Raw genomic sequence first — 14,834 nt, forward strand, 5'->3', positions numbered from 1 at the left:
CCGCCGCCTCACCAGGGGTTATCCGCAGCCGACCGGCGCGGAGCCGAGGCGCCATCCAGCCCCAAGCTGACCTCGTCCAGCATCACGCAACAGGAGAGAGCCCATGATGATCGCCGACACAATGGGCCGTCTGTTGCGCCGGGGGAGCCTGACGCCGCGGGTCCGATCCACGAGGCTTGCCCTGATCCTGCTGACCGCTGCGGCGTCCCCGGCCATCGCGCAGGCGGACCGACGACCTTCCGCATCCGAGCTCGCGCCGCAGGTCCGGCTAATGGACGACGTTGTCGCCCTGCCGATCACCATGATCCGGGAGTACCCGTTCGTCGACGCCTCCATCGCCGGCGTTGCGGGCAAGCTAATGCTGGACACGGGCTATGAGCCGGCCCTGATGGTCAACGATCATCGTGTACCGACGAGCGGCGGTCGTTCGATCGGAACGGGCTCGTTCGGCAGCGGACAGACGTTTCAGGTGCGCATCGTTCCGGAGGTAAGCGACGTCCGCATCGGCCAACTGAGCTTTCCTCGGGTGACCGAGGTCCGGACCCAGGATGCGCGTCTGCTTGAAACCATCACGCCGGATTTCCTGGGTTGGCTGGGCTACAATGCCTTCGCCACCCACGCCCTCAAGCTCGACTACAGAGCCTTACAGGCGACGTTCTACCGGTCGGGTGGAACCGACTTTCTTGCGGGAGAGCGCGTCGTCGCGCAACTTGCCTTCTCGACACGCCGGCTGCCCAACCATCCGATGACGCCGGCCCGCCTCGGGGAGATGTCCATCGTCGCGGCCTGGGATACGGGCCAGTACGGCGACCTCTACACGACCGAAGAGGGTAAGGCCCGACTGCTGAGCGAAGGGCGGCTCACACCGTCCCAGACGGATCTGGACACTTTTGACCTCCATGGCCTGACTGTGGACGGCCACCCTATGCCCGTCCTGTCCGGAATTTCCGTGCAGACGGATCCGTCGCCGTCTGCAGGGCCTATCGGAATCACCGAAAGCGACCACCTGACGATTGGCTACAATCTGCTCCAGCACTTCAAAACGGTTTGGGACTTCCAGCAGCGCCGCATCTATCTGCTTGCCCCCGGACCGGCTTCCATCCCCTAGACGCCAGCCGCGCCCGCCCACAGTTCAAAGGAACGTCAATGGTTCACGTCACATATCGCATCGTCGAACACGATGGAGGCTGGGCCTATAGACTGGGCGCTACCTACTCGGAGACCTATCCGTCCCACGACGCGGCGCGCGCCGCCGCCGTGACGGCCGCTCGCGAACAAAGGGTCCCGGACCAGGACGCCTTCATCGAATACGAGACCCCCTCAGGTCAGTGGCTGACCGAGCGCGCCGACGGCCATGACAGGCCCGAGACCGCCGTCGAAGGTTGATCGCGGGCCGCCGTGGCCGTCTTTCCAGGGAGCGGCGACACCGGAGATGCGGCTCAGAGATCGCGCAGCCGCAGTCTTGCTTCTCACCCTGCGGGTCTGACCCAAGCCTGCGGCCGCAGGCCATGAGCCTTCAGGGGTTCGATAGAGCCGAATCCGCGGTGTCACCTTCAGGCTTCCCTGGGCTGACCGTGGCGGCCCTGCCCGCACTCCAGTTCGTCGCGATCCCAGCCGCCAAGGTCAGCAGCGGCCGCATAGGTGGTGCGCAAGAACTCAAGGAGGGCTGCATCCGGATCGGTCGACGCGCGGACGGCCTCGTAAGGCAGTAGGAACTCTCCGAGCGTCGTGTTGAACGTCGCCTCTTTCGGGCTGACCGCGGCCGCGGAAAAGCCCTCAGGGGTCGGATAGGCATAGGCGTAGAACGACGGCTCCATCCCCATGCCTCCGGGCCAGAAGCCGGCGCTCGAGACCTCATGAGAGTAGGCTTCGCGGGTCACGGTATCGGGCAGGTTAGGGATTCCGCCGGGATGCGACGGCGCGCGACGCCCAGAGAAGCGGGTCACCGCCAGGTCAAAACTGCCCCAGAACAGATGGACCGGGCTGGACTTGCCCAAGAACCCTGTGCGGAACGTCTTGAACACGCGGTCGATCTGCACGAACGCCCGCCATAGAGCTTTCGCAGCCTCGGGGTCGTAGACGCGCATCGTCGTGTCTTGTGAGAACGGGATCGCATCTGCGATCTCGTTGGGGGTCTCATGGATCGCGATCTCCAGATCGAGGGAGGCGAGCGCCTCAACCACCCTGGCGTAGAAGTCGGCGACGCTTGCGGGCGCCAGCGCGACCCGTCCCTCTCGGCCCAAGGTGTCACGCACGACCAGCATGCTGTCCTCGAAGTCGAACTCCATCTCGAAGGAGAGCCGCTCGGTGTGGATCAGCGACGTGGTCAGGCCGCGCGCGGAGACATAGAGGGTGGCGTGCCAGGAGTGGTTCAACCATGGCGTGGCGCGAAGACGGATCTTGCCGACGATCTGGCTCCATAGCTGAAGCGTCTGCGCCGTCGCTTCCAACTGCGGCGACGACAGGTTCGGCCAGGGGTGGGGTGTGAGCTTCGTCATCATCTCTCCGATCGGTCGCAATGTGATGGGGTTTAGTTGGCCACCGCTGGGGCGCGTTGCTCGTCCAGATGGCTCCACACCCGCGAAATGACGACAGAGCCTTCTCCCACTGAAGAGGCGACCCGCTTGACCGATCCGGCCCGGACGTCGCCAACGGCGAATATGCCGACCGTCGAGGTGGCGTAGGGCGACGCGCCGCCGGCCGCATCGCCGGTCAGCACAAACCCCTTGGCGTCAAGCGCCACGAGGTCCGCCAACCAGTCGGTGTTGGGCTCCGCGCCGACCATGATGAACAGGGCGCAGGTCGCTAGCTGTCGCTCGCTTCCATCCGCTCGGTTCCTGACCGTCACGGCGCCAAGCGTGTCCGAGCCTTCCAGGGCGACGATTTCGGATTCGTAGTCGATCGTAATGCGCGGATCCGCCTCGAGACGACTGGAGAGATAGTTCGACATCGATGCGGCCAGGGACCGCCCGCGGACGATCAGATGCACGTGGTTGGCTGAACGGCTCAGATGCATGGCAGCCTGGCCGGCGGAATTGCCTCCGCCGATGATGACAGCGGTGCTGGACCGACAGTAGCGGGCCTCGTTCTCTGTTGCGGCGTAATAGACCCCGGCGCCCTCGAACTCGGTGAGCCGGTCGATCGGCAGGCGCTTGTACTGGACGCCGGTCGCGACCACGACGGCGCCGGCCGAGATCCGGCGTCCGTTGTCGAGGGTGGCGCAGAACCGTCCCTCCGGCAGGCGCTCAAGAGCCACAACCCGGCGCGGCATGAGGAACCGTGTACCGAACTTCATGGCCTGGATTTCGCCGCGCCAGACTAAGTCGGCCCCGGAGATCCCGGTCGGGAACCCCATGTAATTTTCGATCCGGCTGGAGGTTCCTGCCTGACCGCCCATGGCGGTGTCTTCCACCACCAGGGCGCTGAGCCCTTCCGCGCCGGCGTAGACAGCGGAGGCGACGCCGGCCGGTCCGCCGCCGACGATGAGGACGTCGAACGGGGCATCGTCAGCAAGGTCGTAGTTCACGCCCATGAGCCGTGCGACCTTGTCAGGCGTCGGATCGACGACCACATGGCCTCGACCAAAGATCACAGCGGGTGCGTTTCCGGAGATCGCGCAGCTCTCGGCAGCCTCCAGAGCCTCAGGGCTGCCGGGCTCATGGGAGGCATACGGCAGGCGGTTGCGGCTTGCGAAGTCCGCAATCCGACGGACGTCACGATCCTCATCCTCGCCAATCAAGACGAGCGGGCTAAAGCGGAATTCAAGCTGTTTGCGCCGACGGGCGGCCAGGACAGTGATGATGATGTCGGACATCTCGGGGATTTCAGACATCAGGCGCAGTACGGCCTGTCGGGGAGCCTCGATCACCCGTGTGGTCTTAACGGCGCGCATGGGCATCGACCACACGCCGCCGTTGAGGAACGAGATCTCGCCCATGAACTGAGACGATCCGAGGGTGGAGCCCGTAAGTCGGTCGCCGGTGAACGGATTGACGACCTCGATCTCTCCGTCGAGCACATAGACGAAGCTCTCAACGGCATCACCCGGCTGTACGAGATACTCGCCGGGCTGATGGACGACGATCTCGCCGACGGCGCGGATGGCGTCGACGTGCGCCTGCGACAGGGGCGTGCGCTGCATCTCCTCAAGGTCGCGGCCGATGGTTTCCACGCTTGCTCCTGCAGAGATCGAATGCGCCTCAGTGCGAGGCCGTCTCAGGCCTATATCGCATAGAACGGCGCCAGGGCTCGTTCCCCTTGGCGGGACACGGCGTCGTCTACGGCAGCGCTATCGCGGCTGGTCCGGCCGTGACATCCCGCTTGGTGATGCGCCGGCCATACGCCTGCCGCCCATGCCCAGCTTGGGACCTGGAGCGGCATCGGCCCGGTTTACGCTCCCCAGGTTTCTCCTGACCGCCAACCCCGAAAGGACCACCCGGCATGGCCTACCTTACCCTCAAAGACGGCGTACAGATCTTCTACAAGGACTGGGGTCCCAAGGAGGCTCAGCCCATCGTCTTCCACCATGGCTGGCCGCTGAGCTCGGACGACTGGGACAACCAGTTGCTGTACTTCCTGGACAAGGGCTACCGCGTGGTCGCTCACGATCGCCGGGGTCACGGGCGGTCAGACCAGACCGACACCGGCAATGACATGGACACCTACGCCGCCGATGTCGCGGAACTGGCGGACGCGCTCGACCTGAAGAACGCCGTGCACATCGGTCATTCCACCGGCGGCGGAGAAGTCATCCGCTATGTTGCGCGCAGCGCGCCCGGTCGCGTGGCCAAGGCTGTGCTCATCGGGGCAGTGCCCCCAATCATGCTGGCCACCCCCGACTATCCGGGCGGGCTGCCGCTGTCTGTGTTCGATGGCTTCCGCGAGGCGCTCAAGCGTAATCGCGCCCAGTTCTTCCTCGATGTCCCCTCGGGTCCCTTCTACGGCTTCAACAGGGACGGCGCGGACGTCAGCGACGGTTTGATCCGAAACTGGTGGCGGCAAGGCATGATGGGCGGGGCCAAGGCCCACTACGACTGCATCGTCGCCTTCTCCGAGACCGATTTTACAGACGATCTGAAGGCCGTCGCCCTGCCCGTGCTTCTCATCCACGGAGAAGACGATCAGGTCGTTCCGATCGACGCCTCCGCCCGCGAAGCCATCAAGCTGTTGCCGAACGGGACCCTGAAAACCTACCCCGGCCTGTCCCATGGACTGTTCGCGACCCACCCAGACATCATCAACCCCGACCTGCTGACGTTCGTCAGAGCCTGAGGTCGACATGACCGACCCCGCGCAGACGATCGCCTCGCCTGGCATGACCCCGAGAGCTATGGGCGCCTACATCGCCCTGGCTCTGGGGCTCAGCTGGGCGCTTCAGGTGGCGGCCATCACCCTTTGGGGTCTCGACAGCGACCCGGCCCGGCTCATCTTCGTCGCGGCTATGTGGTCGCCCACGGTGTTGGCGCTGGCGTTCCTGGTCTGGCATCCGCCGGCGCGCGCGGGTGTGCTCTGGCGGCTGGGTCGAATTCGATATCTGCCGCTGGGCGTCACAGTCGAAACCGCCATCGCCTTCGTCATTGTCGCCCTGCTCGTCGGCGGAGGCATGGCCACGTCAGGCTGGTTCGCGTTCGAAGCCTCGGGCGTCTCCATCAGCGGCGGTCCATGGGTTCTCGGCGGCGGCTTCCAGGCCTGGCCTCTCTACGGACTGAACATTGTCGCTACGGCCATGGCGTTCTCGGTCTTCGGTCTTGTGGCCTCAACCGGTGAAGAGTTCGCATGGCGCGGCTTCCTGCAGGGCCACCTCATCCGCCGGCTCGGCGTGCAGACCGGCATTCTCCTTCTCGCAGCGGTGTGGTGGGCCTGGCATCTGCCGGGGCTGCTGGCCGGCTACAACTTCCCCGACTACCCCCTATTGGGGGCCCTGGTCCTTTTCCCTCTCCAGATGATCGGCGCCTCGTTCTTCTTCGGCTGGCTGACGCTGCGTTCGGGAAGCTTCTGGGCCGCCGCCCTGGCGCACGCCGCGGTCAACTCCGTCCAGCAGGGCGTAGTCGATGACCTGCTGACGACCGTGTCGCCGCTTTATGTCGACGGGCTTCGAACCACGCTTATTCTAGCCGTCGGCCTAGTGTGTTGGTGGCGGCTGAGCCGGTCATCCCCGACGCTCAAGTCTTGAAGACGCTGAGGCAGGCGGGGTCCTCGACCTCGCCTGCCCAGGTCTTGAAGGCCGAGATGGCCAGCCTCTGACGCATTGAGTGAGGCGCAACATCGCGGCGCCGGTGCCCAGCCTGCCGTGGCGACGGAACGTCAGGCTGGTCCCTTGATCAATGGCCCAGCGGCTCCGGGACCGGCTGGAGGTGAACATGAGACTGACCCGACATCATGTCCCCTTGGACTTGTTCGGCGAGACGCTGGGCGTCCCGTCGCCGCATATCAGCAGCGGTTTCGTCAATGTCCGCTTCGGAATGGCCGAGAGCCCGCAAACCGGCCGCGCCCATCAGATGGGCTGACTCCACCGTCTCACGGATCTCGAAGTCCACGCCCGCTCGGATCAGAGCCATCGAATGGCCGCGGTCGAAGGCGCGAACCAGAATCTTCGCCTGGGGAAACGCGTGCTTGGTCAACTCGACGATCTGCAAGGCGGCCTTCGGCTGGTCGATACAGATCATGATCGCATCGGCCTGTCCGGCTCCAGAGGTCTGGAGGACATCGAGCCGCGTCCCATCGCCGAAGAAGACCTTGAACCCGAAACGGGCGGCCTCGCGGATGCGGTCTGGATCACTGTCGATGACCGCAAGGGTCACGCCTCGCGACAACAGGGCTTGAGAAGCGATCTGGCCGAAGCGGCCGAAACCGATCAACAGCACCCTGCCCTTCAAGTCCGCTGCGTGCTCGACGCCGTCCATGGACACGGCCGTTCGCAGCAGCCGATCTGCGAGGATCATGAGCAAAGGCGTCAGGGCCATCGACAGGATCACGACGGTGGAGAACAGGGCGTTCTCACGGGCGTCGATCACCCCGCCGGTTGCGGCCGCGGCGTAGAGGACAAAGGCGAACTCGCCGCCCTGGAGGAACATGGACGTCCGATGCAAGGCGCGATGGTCAGAGCTGCCGAAGACGCGCGCCACGCCATAGACGACCACGCCCTTGGCGATGGTGAAGGCTGCGAGGAGGCAGAGCAGCAGCTGCCACTCTTGCGCAACCACGGACAGGTCGAGCGACATCCCGACAGCCAGGAAGAAGAGCCCCATCAGCAGTCCGCGAAAGGGCTCAATGTCGCTCTCGATCTGGTGCCGGTAACTCGAGTTCGACAGCATCACCCCGGCGAGGAAAGCCCCCATGGCCATGGAGAGGCCCGCGAAATCCATCAGCAGGGCGGCGGCCAGAACGACCAGCAAGGCGCCAGCTGTCAGGACCTCTCGGGTGCGGGCGCGGGCGAGAAGCCCGAAGAACGGGTTGAGCGCCCATCGCGCCACGATGAGAAGAACAAGCAGTGCGCCCAGTGCCGTCAACGCCTGTGTCCACCCGCCCTCGCCATGGGCAAGGGGAGATATGAAGGCGACGACCGCCAGGAGCGGTACGATCATCAGGTCTTCAAACAGGAGGATGGCGACAGACTTTTGCCCCTCGGCGCTGGAAATCTCGCCCCGGTCCTGCAGCACGGACATGATCACCGCGGTGGACGAGAGAACGAACCCGGCTCCGGCGACGAACGCGGCCGGCCCGGATAGGCCAAAGACCAGCCAGGCCGTCAGGGCCAGGGCGGCAGTCGCGAGGGCCACCTGGACCAGACCGAGCCCGAAGATGTTCCCGCGCATCGACCAGAGCTTGGCGGGACGTAGCTCCAGTCCGATCACGAACAGGAACATCACGACCCCGAGTTCGGAGAAGTGGAGGATCGACTGGGCGTCGGTGAACAGACCAAGCACCGATGGCCCGACGAGGACGCCGGCAGCGAAATAGCCAAGAACCGAACCGAGGCCTAGCCGACGGAACAGCGGCACGGCCACGACGGCAGCCGTCATGAGGACCACGGCCGGGGCGATGGTCTCTGTGATGCTCGCTTCAGCCATGGGTGGTCCTCTTCTTCCGCCGGTGAGACCCGGCGCTGGGCAAACTGATCGGCCCGTTCATCCGGCCACCTGCTCGATCGAAGCCCCGACCAAGGACAGGATCGTGGCCCCGCCTTCGAGTGTCCGATGCACCGGGCATTTGGCTGCGACCTCAAGCAGTTTGGCCCGTTGGTCCTTGCTCAGCTGCGGGCCACGGATGGAGATCGTCTTTTCGAAGACGTCGACCGGCGCCGGCGAGCCGGCGAACTGCTTTTTGCTGTACTCGACAGCGACCTCCACGGTGTCGACCGGCCAGTTCTGCTGGCGCGCGTACCAGCGCACGGTCATGGCCGTGCATTCGGCCAGAGCGGCCGACAGCAGTTCAAACGGCGCTGGGCCCAGGCCCCCTCCCCCCGCTTCGATCGGTTCATCGCCGGTGAAGACGTGCCCTGACGTCTGGATGAGGACGGCGAACGGGCTTTCGCCCGTCTCCGATGCGGTCGCCCGGGCGCGAAGCGCGGCCATCATGATCTCCTTGGTAAAATCTGCCCTGGCGCGCCTCGCACACCTTCACCCGACGGGCGGTTTGCAGCTTCGGATAGACGCACGCGGTCTCGTTGTCGCCTGCCGGAACCCTCGCTTCGCCTCAGCATCCTGATTGGCCGAAGCGACGCGGGCGCGCCAGGCCGCTCACGCGGGGCTCACGTCGAGCGTCGTGTGGATCGGCACGCCTGACTTGATGGCCAGAGTCACCGGTGTGCGCTCTGCGATATCGGCCAGCTTGGCCTGCTGTCCTGCATCCAGCCCCTCGATCGTAAGTCTACGTTCGATGCGGTCAGCGTCGCCGGCTTTGGACGATCGAAGAAATCGCAGCTTCACCTCCAGCGATTTCAACGGCCAGCCCTTGTGCTCGGCATACATTTTGAGCGTGGCCGATGTGCAAGCCCCGAGGGCCGCGACGAGCAGGCCGAAGGGGGGCGGGCCGACGTCCTGACCGCCCAAGGCGACAGGTTCGTCGGCCATGATCCTGTGGCGTCCGACATCGATGGTCACCGCATAGGGCGTTTCGCCGATCCGCGCCGTAGCCTTGCCGAGGAGGAGTTCAGCCGGACCGCGATGACGATCATGCCGATGGCTTTCGTCCGATGCAGCCTCGCTCATGCCGGGCTCTCGGGCGTGATCCGGGCGCTATCCGGCAGGGGCGTGAACTCCAGGTCGTCTCCGTCGGGAAGCTTCATGCGGCCGGCTTTCCAGTCTTCGCCGGCCTGCTGGAGCCGTTCCCGTGAGGACGAGACGAAGTTCCAATAGAGGTAGCGCTCGCCAAGAGGCTCCCCGCCGAGCACCATCACCGTTGAGGGCTGGGTGGCGCGCAATAAGGACGCCTGCTGATCCAGGACCGCCATCTGGCCTGCCCCGATCGCCTGTCCCCCTAGCTCCACCGCGCCGGTGGCGACATAGACCGCCCGCTCGCTATGCCCGGGCGGCACTTCCGCTGAGGCGCCCGCCTCAAGGTCGAGATGGACGTAGAATAGGGGCGAATGGGTGCGCGCGGCCGCGGTCAGACCGTAGGCGCTCCCAGCGATGAGATGGCCGCTCACGCCAGCCTCTCGCCAGGACGGAAGGTCTGAACCCTCGTAATGATCAAAGGCGGGCGCCGTCTCCTCGTCAGCTGTCGGCAGAGCGACCCAGGCCTGAATGCCGTGCAGACGATCGCCGACGGCCCGGGCCTTTTCCATACGCTCGCTATGGGTGATGCCGCTTCCAGCCGTCATCCAGTTGACCTCTTGAGGGTGGATCAACTGCTTACGGCCCAGGCTGTCACGATGCATCATCTCCCCCGAGTACAGGTAGGTGACGGTCGAAATGCCGATGTGCGGATGCGCCCGCGAACCGTAGTCCCCGTCTCCACCCGGCGCGACATCGACCGGCCCGAAATGATCGAAGAAGATGAAGGGTCCGACCATACGTCGCTTGACGAAGGGCAGGACCCGTCCGACCTCAATGCCGCCGCCGAGGTCTCGCCGCCGCTGCTCGATGATCATCTCAATCATGTTGTCTCTCCATAGGTTGAGCGGCAGCCGTTTGCGACGGGCCGATCACGGGGCGCTCCAGGGCCGAGCGAATACGCGGTGCGACCTCAGAGCCGATGAGGGTGATCGCCCGCTTCATGACGTCGCTCTCGACCGCCGCCGTCGTCATCTGGAAGGTCAGGCGAGCCAGGCCGCCGAGCGTATCATTGGCTTGGAGGACCTTGGCCGCGACCGTTTCCGGGGCGCCGACGAGAAGAGCGCCCTGCGGGCCAATCATAGCGTCGAAGTGTTCACGCGAGGGCGCCGACCAGCCGCGTTCACGCCCGACCTGACCCGTCAGATGCGCCCATCCCGGATACATCAGGTCGGCGGCGGCCCGGTCGGTCTCAGCGACAAACCCGACCACATGCACCCCGACCTTCAACGAAGCCGGATCATGCCCGGCTCGTTTGCCGGCTTCGCGGTAAAGATCGACAGCAGGCCGAAACCGCTCGAACGCGCCGCCGATGATCGCGATCATGAGCGGCAGTCCAAGCAAGCCGGCGCGCGCGAAGGATTCCGGCGTCCCGCCCACACCGAGCCAAATCGGCAACCGGGCCTGATGTGGGCGGGGAAAGACCCCCTGGCCCGTCAGGGCAGGTCGGAACTGACCCTGCCAGACGGGATAGGCGCTTTCCCGCAACGTCAGGAGAAGGTCGAGTTTTTCGGCGAACAGCGCGTCGTAGTCCGCCGTGTCCAGGCCGAACAACGGAAAGGCCTCTCCGAACGAGCCGCGCCCCACGACGATCTCGGCGCGACCTTGAGAGATTAGATCAAGGGTGCTGAATTCTTCAAAGACCCGGACGGGATCGGCGGCGGAGAGGACGGTTACGGCGCTCGTCAGCCGGATCTTCCGTGTGCGAGCCGCTGCCGCCGCCAGGATGATCGCCGGCGCAGAATCGAGGAACTCCGCACGATGGTGTTCACCAATGCCGAAGACATCGAGCCCGACCTGGTCGGCGACCTCTACCTCCTCGAGCAGCTCAGCCATGCGCTCAGCGCCGTTTCTAAGCGCGCCCGTAGCGGGATCGGGGAGGAGGGCCGCAAAGCTGTCGATTCCGATTTCCATGGGATGACTCCGAAGATCAGTAGCGGAAGGTGGCCGAAGCGCTGCCGAGCAGGATCGTCTGCGACGGACCGGTGTCGCGGATGAATGCGCCGGCCTCGAAGGCTCCCGTCGAAACCGCCAGATCCAGCTCGGGCGTCACATGCCAGGTCACCGATAAATCCACCTGTGAACCGATGAAGCGCTCGCCGCTGTCGCGCCCGCTGCGAACGAGGAATCCCGGGATCGAGTAGATCCCGTCGCGCGTGCTCTCTCGCCAGTACGCCGCTCCCATCAGGGTGACATCAACGTCCGCTCGCGGATGGAGCGTCACCGCGGGTTGGATCTGGATCAGGTTGCGCGGTCCGACCGGTGACTGTGCCAGGAAATATCGCCCTCTGGGAAACAGGGCGTTGAAGGTCCCCAGCTTGGGATCGTCGGGGTCGTCGTCGCCGGATACGAAGTCGACCGTCATGGCCAGTTCGGGCTTCAGGCGCACGGTCTCGAACCGACGACCAACCTCTCCTCCCACGCCCCAGGCGAGGTTCCGGGCGCCGTTGAACTCGCCGCGCTGAATGACCCCCTCGACGTTCCAGCGCCAGGGGCCGTTCACGCCGAAATAGCGAACACCGAAGGAATGGACGACCTGGCGGCCTGCGCCCTGGTCATAGATGGCGTTGCGGTCTCGAAAGCCCAGCCAATAGAGGTCGACGCCGGTGCGTCGATCCGCCTCGAGCCATTGAGTGCCGTAAAGCCCCCAAAGCGATTTTTGGTCCGAGCTCCGATCATCAAAATCGTCCAGCCGGTTGTCGACGGGACGCAGGCCCAGCGCCGTGATGCGCCGCGTCCCACGTGTCAGGGTGGCCTCCGCGCCGTCGAAAGCGAGAGGCACGTTAAGGCCGTAACGTGTGTCGACCAGCCGACCCGCCCCAAGCGATCGCAGGCGGCGACCGGCGACAAGCTCCAGTGTGGTCTCGCGTCCGACGTCCAGCTCCACATCGACGAAGGCCTGCAGAATGTCAGCCCCGGTCGTATCGACGGGCGTCTCAGGACGCTCGCCTCCCGAGACCTCGGTCACGATCGCCTGGGCGAAGACACCGACCTTGCCAAGATGGAGATCGGCGTGAGGCATCAACCGGCTCCACGTATAGTCGTTGTCCGATTGAGCGCCCCATTGGCCGTTTTCATAGGTTTCGTAGCGGGCCCGCGCCTCCAGGCCGGTCGTCAGATAGACGTCGCCATCGTCGCTGATCGGGATGTACCTCAACGGGTCCGTCCAGCGGCCCGTCCGCCTTGTCGGATCCGCTAGATAGGACCAGGTCTCGGTGTACCGCACGGTCGAGAGCGGCGGTGTTGCGCGGACACTCGCGGGCGTCTGCGCTTGCACGGCCAACGGCGTTCCCGCTGCCGTCGCGATCAGACCCAAGATCAGCGCGGCTTTGGTCATGACAGGCCTCGCTTTGCGGGAAGCAGGGATGGCGAGAACCGTGGAGGCGTCAGCGCGGGTTTGCGGGTCGCGGGGCGACGGGCCGCCAGACCGGTCACATGCCGCCTTCGCTGGCCGAGGACACGGGCGTATTGAGGAGTTGCTGCTCCCACATATAGGCGATGCCCCCGCCGCCGAGGTGCGCGATGAGCACGTCGGTCAGTTCAGCGATATGCTCGGTGCGAGCCCAGTCGCGTTGCCACTCGGAAGCAAGCGCCAACCAGGTCATGACGTTCGCGCCGGCGGCGATCATCCGCTGGATGGCGACCTGATGGGCCTCAACAGAAACCCCGCCGCAAGCGTCGGTGACCACCGTCACGTCCCAGCCTTCACCGAGGGCCTGGATCACCGGCATCGCCACACAGATTTCGGTGTAGAGCCCCGCGATGATCAGTTGTTTGCGCCCTGTCGCCTTGACCAGATCAACGCACCGCTGGTCCTCCCAGGTGTTGAGCGTCGTGCGGTCGATCACCTCCTGGCCGGGGAAGACGTCGGTGACGTGTTTGAACAGGACGCCGCCCCGCGCTGCGACGACGCTGGTCAGGATCGTCGGTACGTTGAAGGCCTTGGCGGTCTTGGCGAGCGCAGTCGTGTTGTTCACGACGGCCTGCGGATCGTGGCTGTTCACATTCGTCAGCTGAAAGGGCTGGTGATCGATCAGGACCAGCACGGAATCTTCGGGTCGAAGGAGCGAGTTGAGGCCGTTGCGGAAGGTCATGGGCGGTCTCTGATGCCGAAGGTCGAAAAGTCGGGGTGAAGGACGTCGCTGCGACGTCCCAGGCTCGACATTGGCATTGCCATTTTTGATGCGGTATGCCCTCAGCAGGCTACGCTGTGTCGCGATTTGGGGAACACTGACATGGACATTGATGAACTTCGCAGCTTCGTCGAGGTGGCTGACGCGGGCGGCGTCTCGCCTGCGGCCAGGCGGCTCGGGGTCGCCAAATCCATCGTCAGTCGCCGGTTATTCCGCCTGGAGGCCGAGCTCGGCGTCCAGCTTCTGGCGCGGACCACGCGAGGGGCCGCGCTCACGGAGGCCGGCGCCACCTTCAGGGATTACGCCGCCCGGATTTGCGCCGACCTGGATGTGGCCAAGGAAACCATTCTGCCGCAGGGCGAACTGCAGGGGCGTCTTCGCGTTGCGGCGCCGCTGACCTTCGGTCCGACGCACTTCGCCCCTGTGTTCGCCGAGATGGCGCGTCGTCATCCCAAGCTGAACATGCAGACCTGTTATGCGGACCGGTTCGTCGATCTGGTCGCGGAAGGGTTCGATTGCGCGATCAGGGTTGGCTATCTCCAGGACTCCAACCTGATCGCAAGGCGGATCGGGCCCGTTTACGGCAAGCTTGTCGCCAGTCCCGACTACATCGCCGCGCATGGCGCGCCCGAGACGCCAGACGATATCGTCAACCACCAGTCGGTCATGCAGGGGACCGAGACCTGGCAGTTCATGGATGGCGAGCGCACGATTTCTGTCCGCCCTCAGGGTCGCTTCAAGGCCGACAATGGCACCGCACTCGTTTCAGCCGCAGTCGCTGGCCTCGGGCTGGCCTGGTTGCCGGACGACTTCACCAAGGTTCACCTTGAGCGCGGTGAGTTGGTCGCGGTCATGCCCCGCTTTCCGGTGCCTCCCGCGGGCGCCTATGTCCTGCGACCACCCGGACAGCATCCGGCCCGTAAGATCCGCGTGCTGACAGAGCTGTTGATCGAGATGCTCCACCAACCCGCGCATAGTTCGGGCCGGTTCGGCGTGAAGCTGGAGCGGCCTGCTGAAGCGTAGGCCGCCCATCGGCTCGCGCGCCTCGCCGATGCACACGACCGGTCGCGCTCTTACCGCTTAGATCAGATCCCCAGTATGCCGCGGTAGGTCGGATGAACCGCTTCAGCATGCTCGGGGTGTTTCTGCAGATAGGCCGCGAAAAACGGACAAACCGGCAGGATCACGAGCCCCCGAGCGTTGGCGTCCGATAGGACATGCTTGGCGAGTCGGCTGGCGATCCCACGCCCTTCGAGGCGTTCCGGGACGAGCGTTTCCGTGATCATCAGGTTCGGTGGGGAGAGGTTGTAGGTCACAACAGCGACTTCGCCATCGGCCTGAAGCTCGTAGCGCTTCAACTCTTCATTATCGTGGATTTCAGGATCGAGCATCTTCGTCTCACGGGTTGGGCCAACGCCGGGTCTGGCGG

The 14,834-nt window shown here is 65.0% G+C and carries 15 protein-coding genes; 5 read left to right on the forward strand and 10 right to left on the reverse strand.

Going from position 1 to position 14,834, the window contains the following annotated elements; all coding sequences use genetic code 11:
* The first annotated feature begins 103 nt into the window (after positions 1–103).
* Together AC3ISA_RS03940 and AC3ISA_RS03945 are read left to right on the forward strand one after the other, a co-directional pair.
* The gene (locus tag AC3ISA_RS03940; protein WP_489179426.1) at positions 104–1,108 is read left to right on the forward strand and encodes a hypothetical protein; all 1,005 of its coding nucleotides are present in this window, start codon (positions 104–106) and stop codon (positions 1,106–1,108) included.
* A 38-nt stretch (positions 1,109–1,146) separates the two neighbouring features.
* The gene (locus tag AC3ISA_RS03945; protein ID WP_489179427.1) at positions 1,147–1,386 is read left to right on the forward strand and encodes a DUF2188 domain-containing protein; all 240 of its coding nucleotides are present in this window, start codon (positions 1,147–1,149) and stop codon (positions 1,384–1,386) included.
* A 167-nt stretch (positions 1,387–1,553) separates the two neighbouring features.
* Here AC3ISA_RS03945 and AC3ISA_RS03950 read toward each other — a convergent pair whose 3' ends face one another.
* Together AC3ISA_RS03950 and AC3ISA_RS03955 are read right to left on the reverse strand one after the other, a co-directional pair.
* Positions 1,554–2,501, reverse strand: coding sequence for a DUF5996 family protein (locus tag AC3ISA_RS03950; RefSeq protein ID WP_489179428.1), 948 nt, complete (start codon positions 2,499–2,501; stop codon positions 1,554–1,556).
* A 29-nt stretch (positions 2,502–2,530) separates the two neighbouring features.
* Complete coding sequence (locus AC3ISA_RS03955) at positions 2,531–4,171, reverse strand: FAD-dependent oxidoreductase (RefSeq protein ID WP_489179429.1); 1,641 nt, start codon at positions 4,169–4,171, stop codon at positions 2,531–2,533.
* A gap of 269 nt (positions 4,172–4,440) precedes the next feature.
* On the opposite strand from AC3ISA_RS03955, the gene AC3ISA_RS03960 reads away from it, so the two are divergent.
* Both AC3ISA_RS03960 and AC3ISA_RS03965 read left to right on the forward strand, forming a co-directional pair.
* On the forward strand, positions 4,441–5,271 hold the full coding sequence (locus AC3ISA_RS03960; protein ID WP_489179430.1) for an alpha/beta fold hydrolase: 831 nt from the start codon (positions 4,441–4,443) through the stop codon (positions 5,269–5,271).
* 7 nt (positions 5,272–5,278) lie between these two features.
* A complete protein-coding gene (locus AC3ISA_RS03965; RefSeq protein ID WP_489179431.1) occupies positions 5,279–6,172 on the forward strand; it encodes a CPBP family intramembrane glutamic endopeptidase in 894 nt (297 codons plus the stop codon).
* 148 nt (positions 6,173–6,320) lie between these two features.
* Here AC3ISA_RS03965 and AC3ISA_RS03970 read toward each other — a convergent pair whose 3' ends face one another.
* The 7 genes from AC3ISA_RS03970 to AC3ISA_RS04000 all read right to left on the reverse strand — a co-directional run bounded on the left by AC3ISA_RS03970 (position 6,321) and on the right by AC3ISA_RS04000 (position 13,366).
* Positions 6,321–8,069 carry a monovalent cation:proton antiporter-2 (CPA2) family protein gene (locus AC3ISA_RS03970; RefSeq protein WP_489179432.1) on the reverse strand — a complete coding sequence of 583 codons (1,749 nt, stop codon included), beginning with the start codon at positions 8,067–8,069 and terminating at the stop codon, positions 6,321–6,323.
* Between the two features lie 57 nt (positions 8,070–8,126).
* Positions 8,127–8,576 (reverse strand): OsmC family protein, encoded by a 450-nt coding sequence (locus tag AC3ISA_RS03975; RefSeq protein WP_489179433.1) that lies wholly within the window; start codon positions 8,574–8,576, stop codon positions 8,127–8,129.
* Positions 8,577–8,738: 162 nt separating this feature from the next.
* On the reverse strand, positions 8,739–9,209 hold the full coding sequence (locus AC3ISA_RS03980) for an OsmC family protein (RefSeq protein ID WP_489179434.1): 471 nt from the start codon (positions 9,207–9,209) through the stop codon (positions 8,739–8,741).
* Complete coding sequence (locus tag AC3ISA_RS03985; protein ID WP_489179435.1) at positions 9,206–10,099, reverse strand: pirin family protein; 894 nt, start codon at positions 10,097–10,099, stop codon at positions 9,206–9,208. The genes AC3ISA_RS03980 and AC3ISA_RS03985 overlap by 4 nt, the downstream gene beginning before the upstream one ends.
* Positions 10,092–11,186: an Atu2307/SP_0267 family LLM class monooxygenase gene (locus tag AC3ISA_RS03990; protein ID WP_489179436.1), complete on the reverse strand. Its 1,095-nt coding sequence runs from the start codon at positions 11,184–11,186 to the stop codon at positions 10,092–10,094. Before AC3ISA_RS03990 ends, AC3ISA_RS03985 begins: the two co-directional genes overlap by 8 nt.
* A 16-nt stretch (positions 11,187–11,202) precedes the next feature.
* Entirely contained in the window at positions 11,203–12,609 is a 1,407-nt protein-coding gene (locus AC3ISA_RS03995) for an alginate export family protein (protein ID WP_489179437.1), read from the reverse strand.
* Between the two features lie 94 nt (positions 12,610–12,703).
* Entirely contained in the window at positions 12,704–13,366 is a 663-nt protein-coding gene (locus AC3ISA_RS04000) for a hydrolase (protein ID WP_489179438.1), read from the reverse strand.
* A 141-nt stretch (positions 13,367–13,507) separates the two neighbouring features.
* Here AC3ISA_RS04000 and AC3ISA_RS04005 point away from each other — a divergent pair, with 141 nt between their 5' ends.
* Positions 13,508–14,428: a LysR family transcriptional regulator gene (locus tag AC3ISA_RS04005; protein WP_489179439.1), complete on the forward strand. Its 921-nt coding sequence runs from the start codon at positions 13,508–13,510 to the stop codon at positions 14,426–14,428.
* Positions 14,429–14,490: 62 nt separating this feature from the next.
* Here the strand turns inward: AC3ISA_RS04005 and AC3ISA_RS04010 are convergent, their stop codons facing one another.
* Positions 14,491–14,796 (reverse strand): GNAT family N-acetyltransferase, encoded by a 306-nt coding sequence (locus AC3ISA_RS04010; RefSeq protein ID WP_489179440.1) that lies wholly within the window; start codon positions 14,794–14,796, stop codon positions 14,491–14,493.
* Between the last annotated feature and the right edge of the window lie 38 nt (positions 14,797–14,834).

The organism is Brevundimonas sp. KH_058, from assembly GCF_057838505.1.

Excerpts from the sequence above, each read along its gene's own strand:
- AC3ISA_RS03995 (WP_489179437.1), bottom strand. The coding sequence starts at position 12,609 with ATGACCAAAGCCGCGCTGATCTTGGGTCTGATCGCGACGGCAGCGGGA.
- AC3ISA_RS03990 (WP_489179436.1), bottom strand. The coding sequence starts at position 11,186 with ATGGAAATCGGAATCGACAGCTTTGCGGCCCTCCTCCCCGATCCCGCT.
- AC3ISA_RS04010 (WP_489179440.1), bottom strand. The coding sequence starts at position 14,796 with ATGCTCGATCCTGAAATCCACGATAATGAAGAGTTGAAGCGCTACGAG.
- AC3ISA_RS04000 (WP_489179438.1), bottom strand. The coding sequence starts at position 13,366 with ATGACCTTCCGCAACGGCCTCAACTCGCTCCTTCGACCCGAAGATTCC.
- AC3ISA_RS03965 (WP_489179431.1), top strand. The coding sequence starts at position 5,279 with ATGACCGACCCCGCGCAGACGATCGCCTCGCCTGGCATGACCCCGAGA.
- AC3ISA_RS03970 (WP_489179432.1), bottom strand. The coding sequence starts at position 8,069 with ATGGCTGAAGCGAGCATCACAGAGACCATCGCCCCGGCCGTGGTCCTC.
- AC3ISA_RS03985 (WP_489179435.1), bottom strand. The coding sequence starts at position 10,099 with ATGATTGAGATGATCATCGAGCAGCGGCGGCGAGACCTCGGCGGCGGC.
- AC3ISA_RS04005 (WP_489179439.1), top strand. The coding sequence starts at position 13,508 with ATGGACATTGATGAACTTCGCAGCTTCGTCGAGGTGGCTGACGCGGGC.
- AC3ISA_RS03940 (WP_489179426.1), top strand. The coding sequence starts at position 104 with ATGATGATCGCCGACACAATGGGCCGTCTGTTGCGCCGGGGGAGCCTG.
- AC3ISA_RS03945 (WP_489179427.1), top strand. The coding sequence starts at position 1,147 with ATGGTTCACGTCACATATCGCATCGTCGAACACGATGGAGGCTGGGCC.
- AC3ISA_RS03960 (WP_489179430.1), top strand. The coding sequence starts at position 4,441 with ATGGCCTACCTTACCCTCAAAGACGGCGTACAGATCTTCTACAAGGAC.
- AC3ISA_RS03980 (WP_489179434.1), bottom strand. The coding sequence starts at position 9,209 with ATGAGCGAGGCTGCATCGGACGAAAGCCATCGGCATGATCGTCATCGC.
- AC3ISA_RS03950 (WP_489179428.1), bottom strand. The coding sequence starts at position 2,501 with ATGATGACGAAGCTCACACCCCACCCCTGGCCGAACCTGTCGTCGCCG.
- AC3ISA_RS03975 (WP_489179433.1), bottom strand. The coding sequence starts at position 8,576 with ATGATGGCCGCGCTTCGCGCCCGGGCGACCGCATCGGAGACGGGCGAA.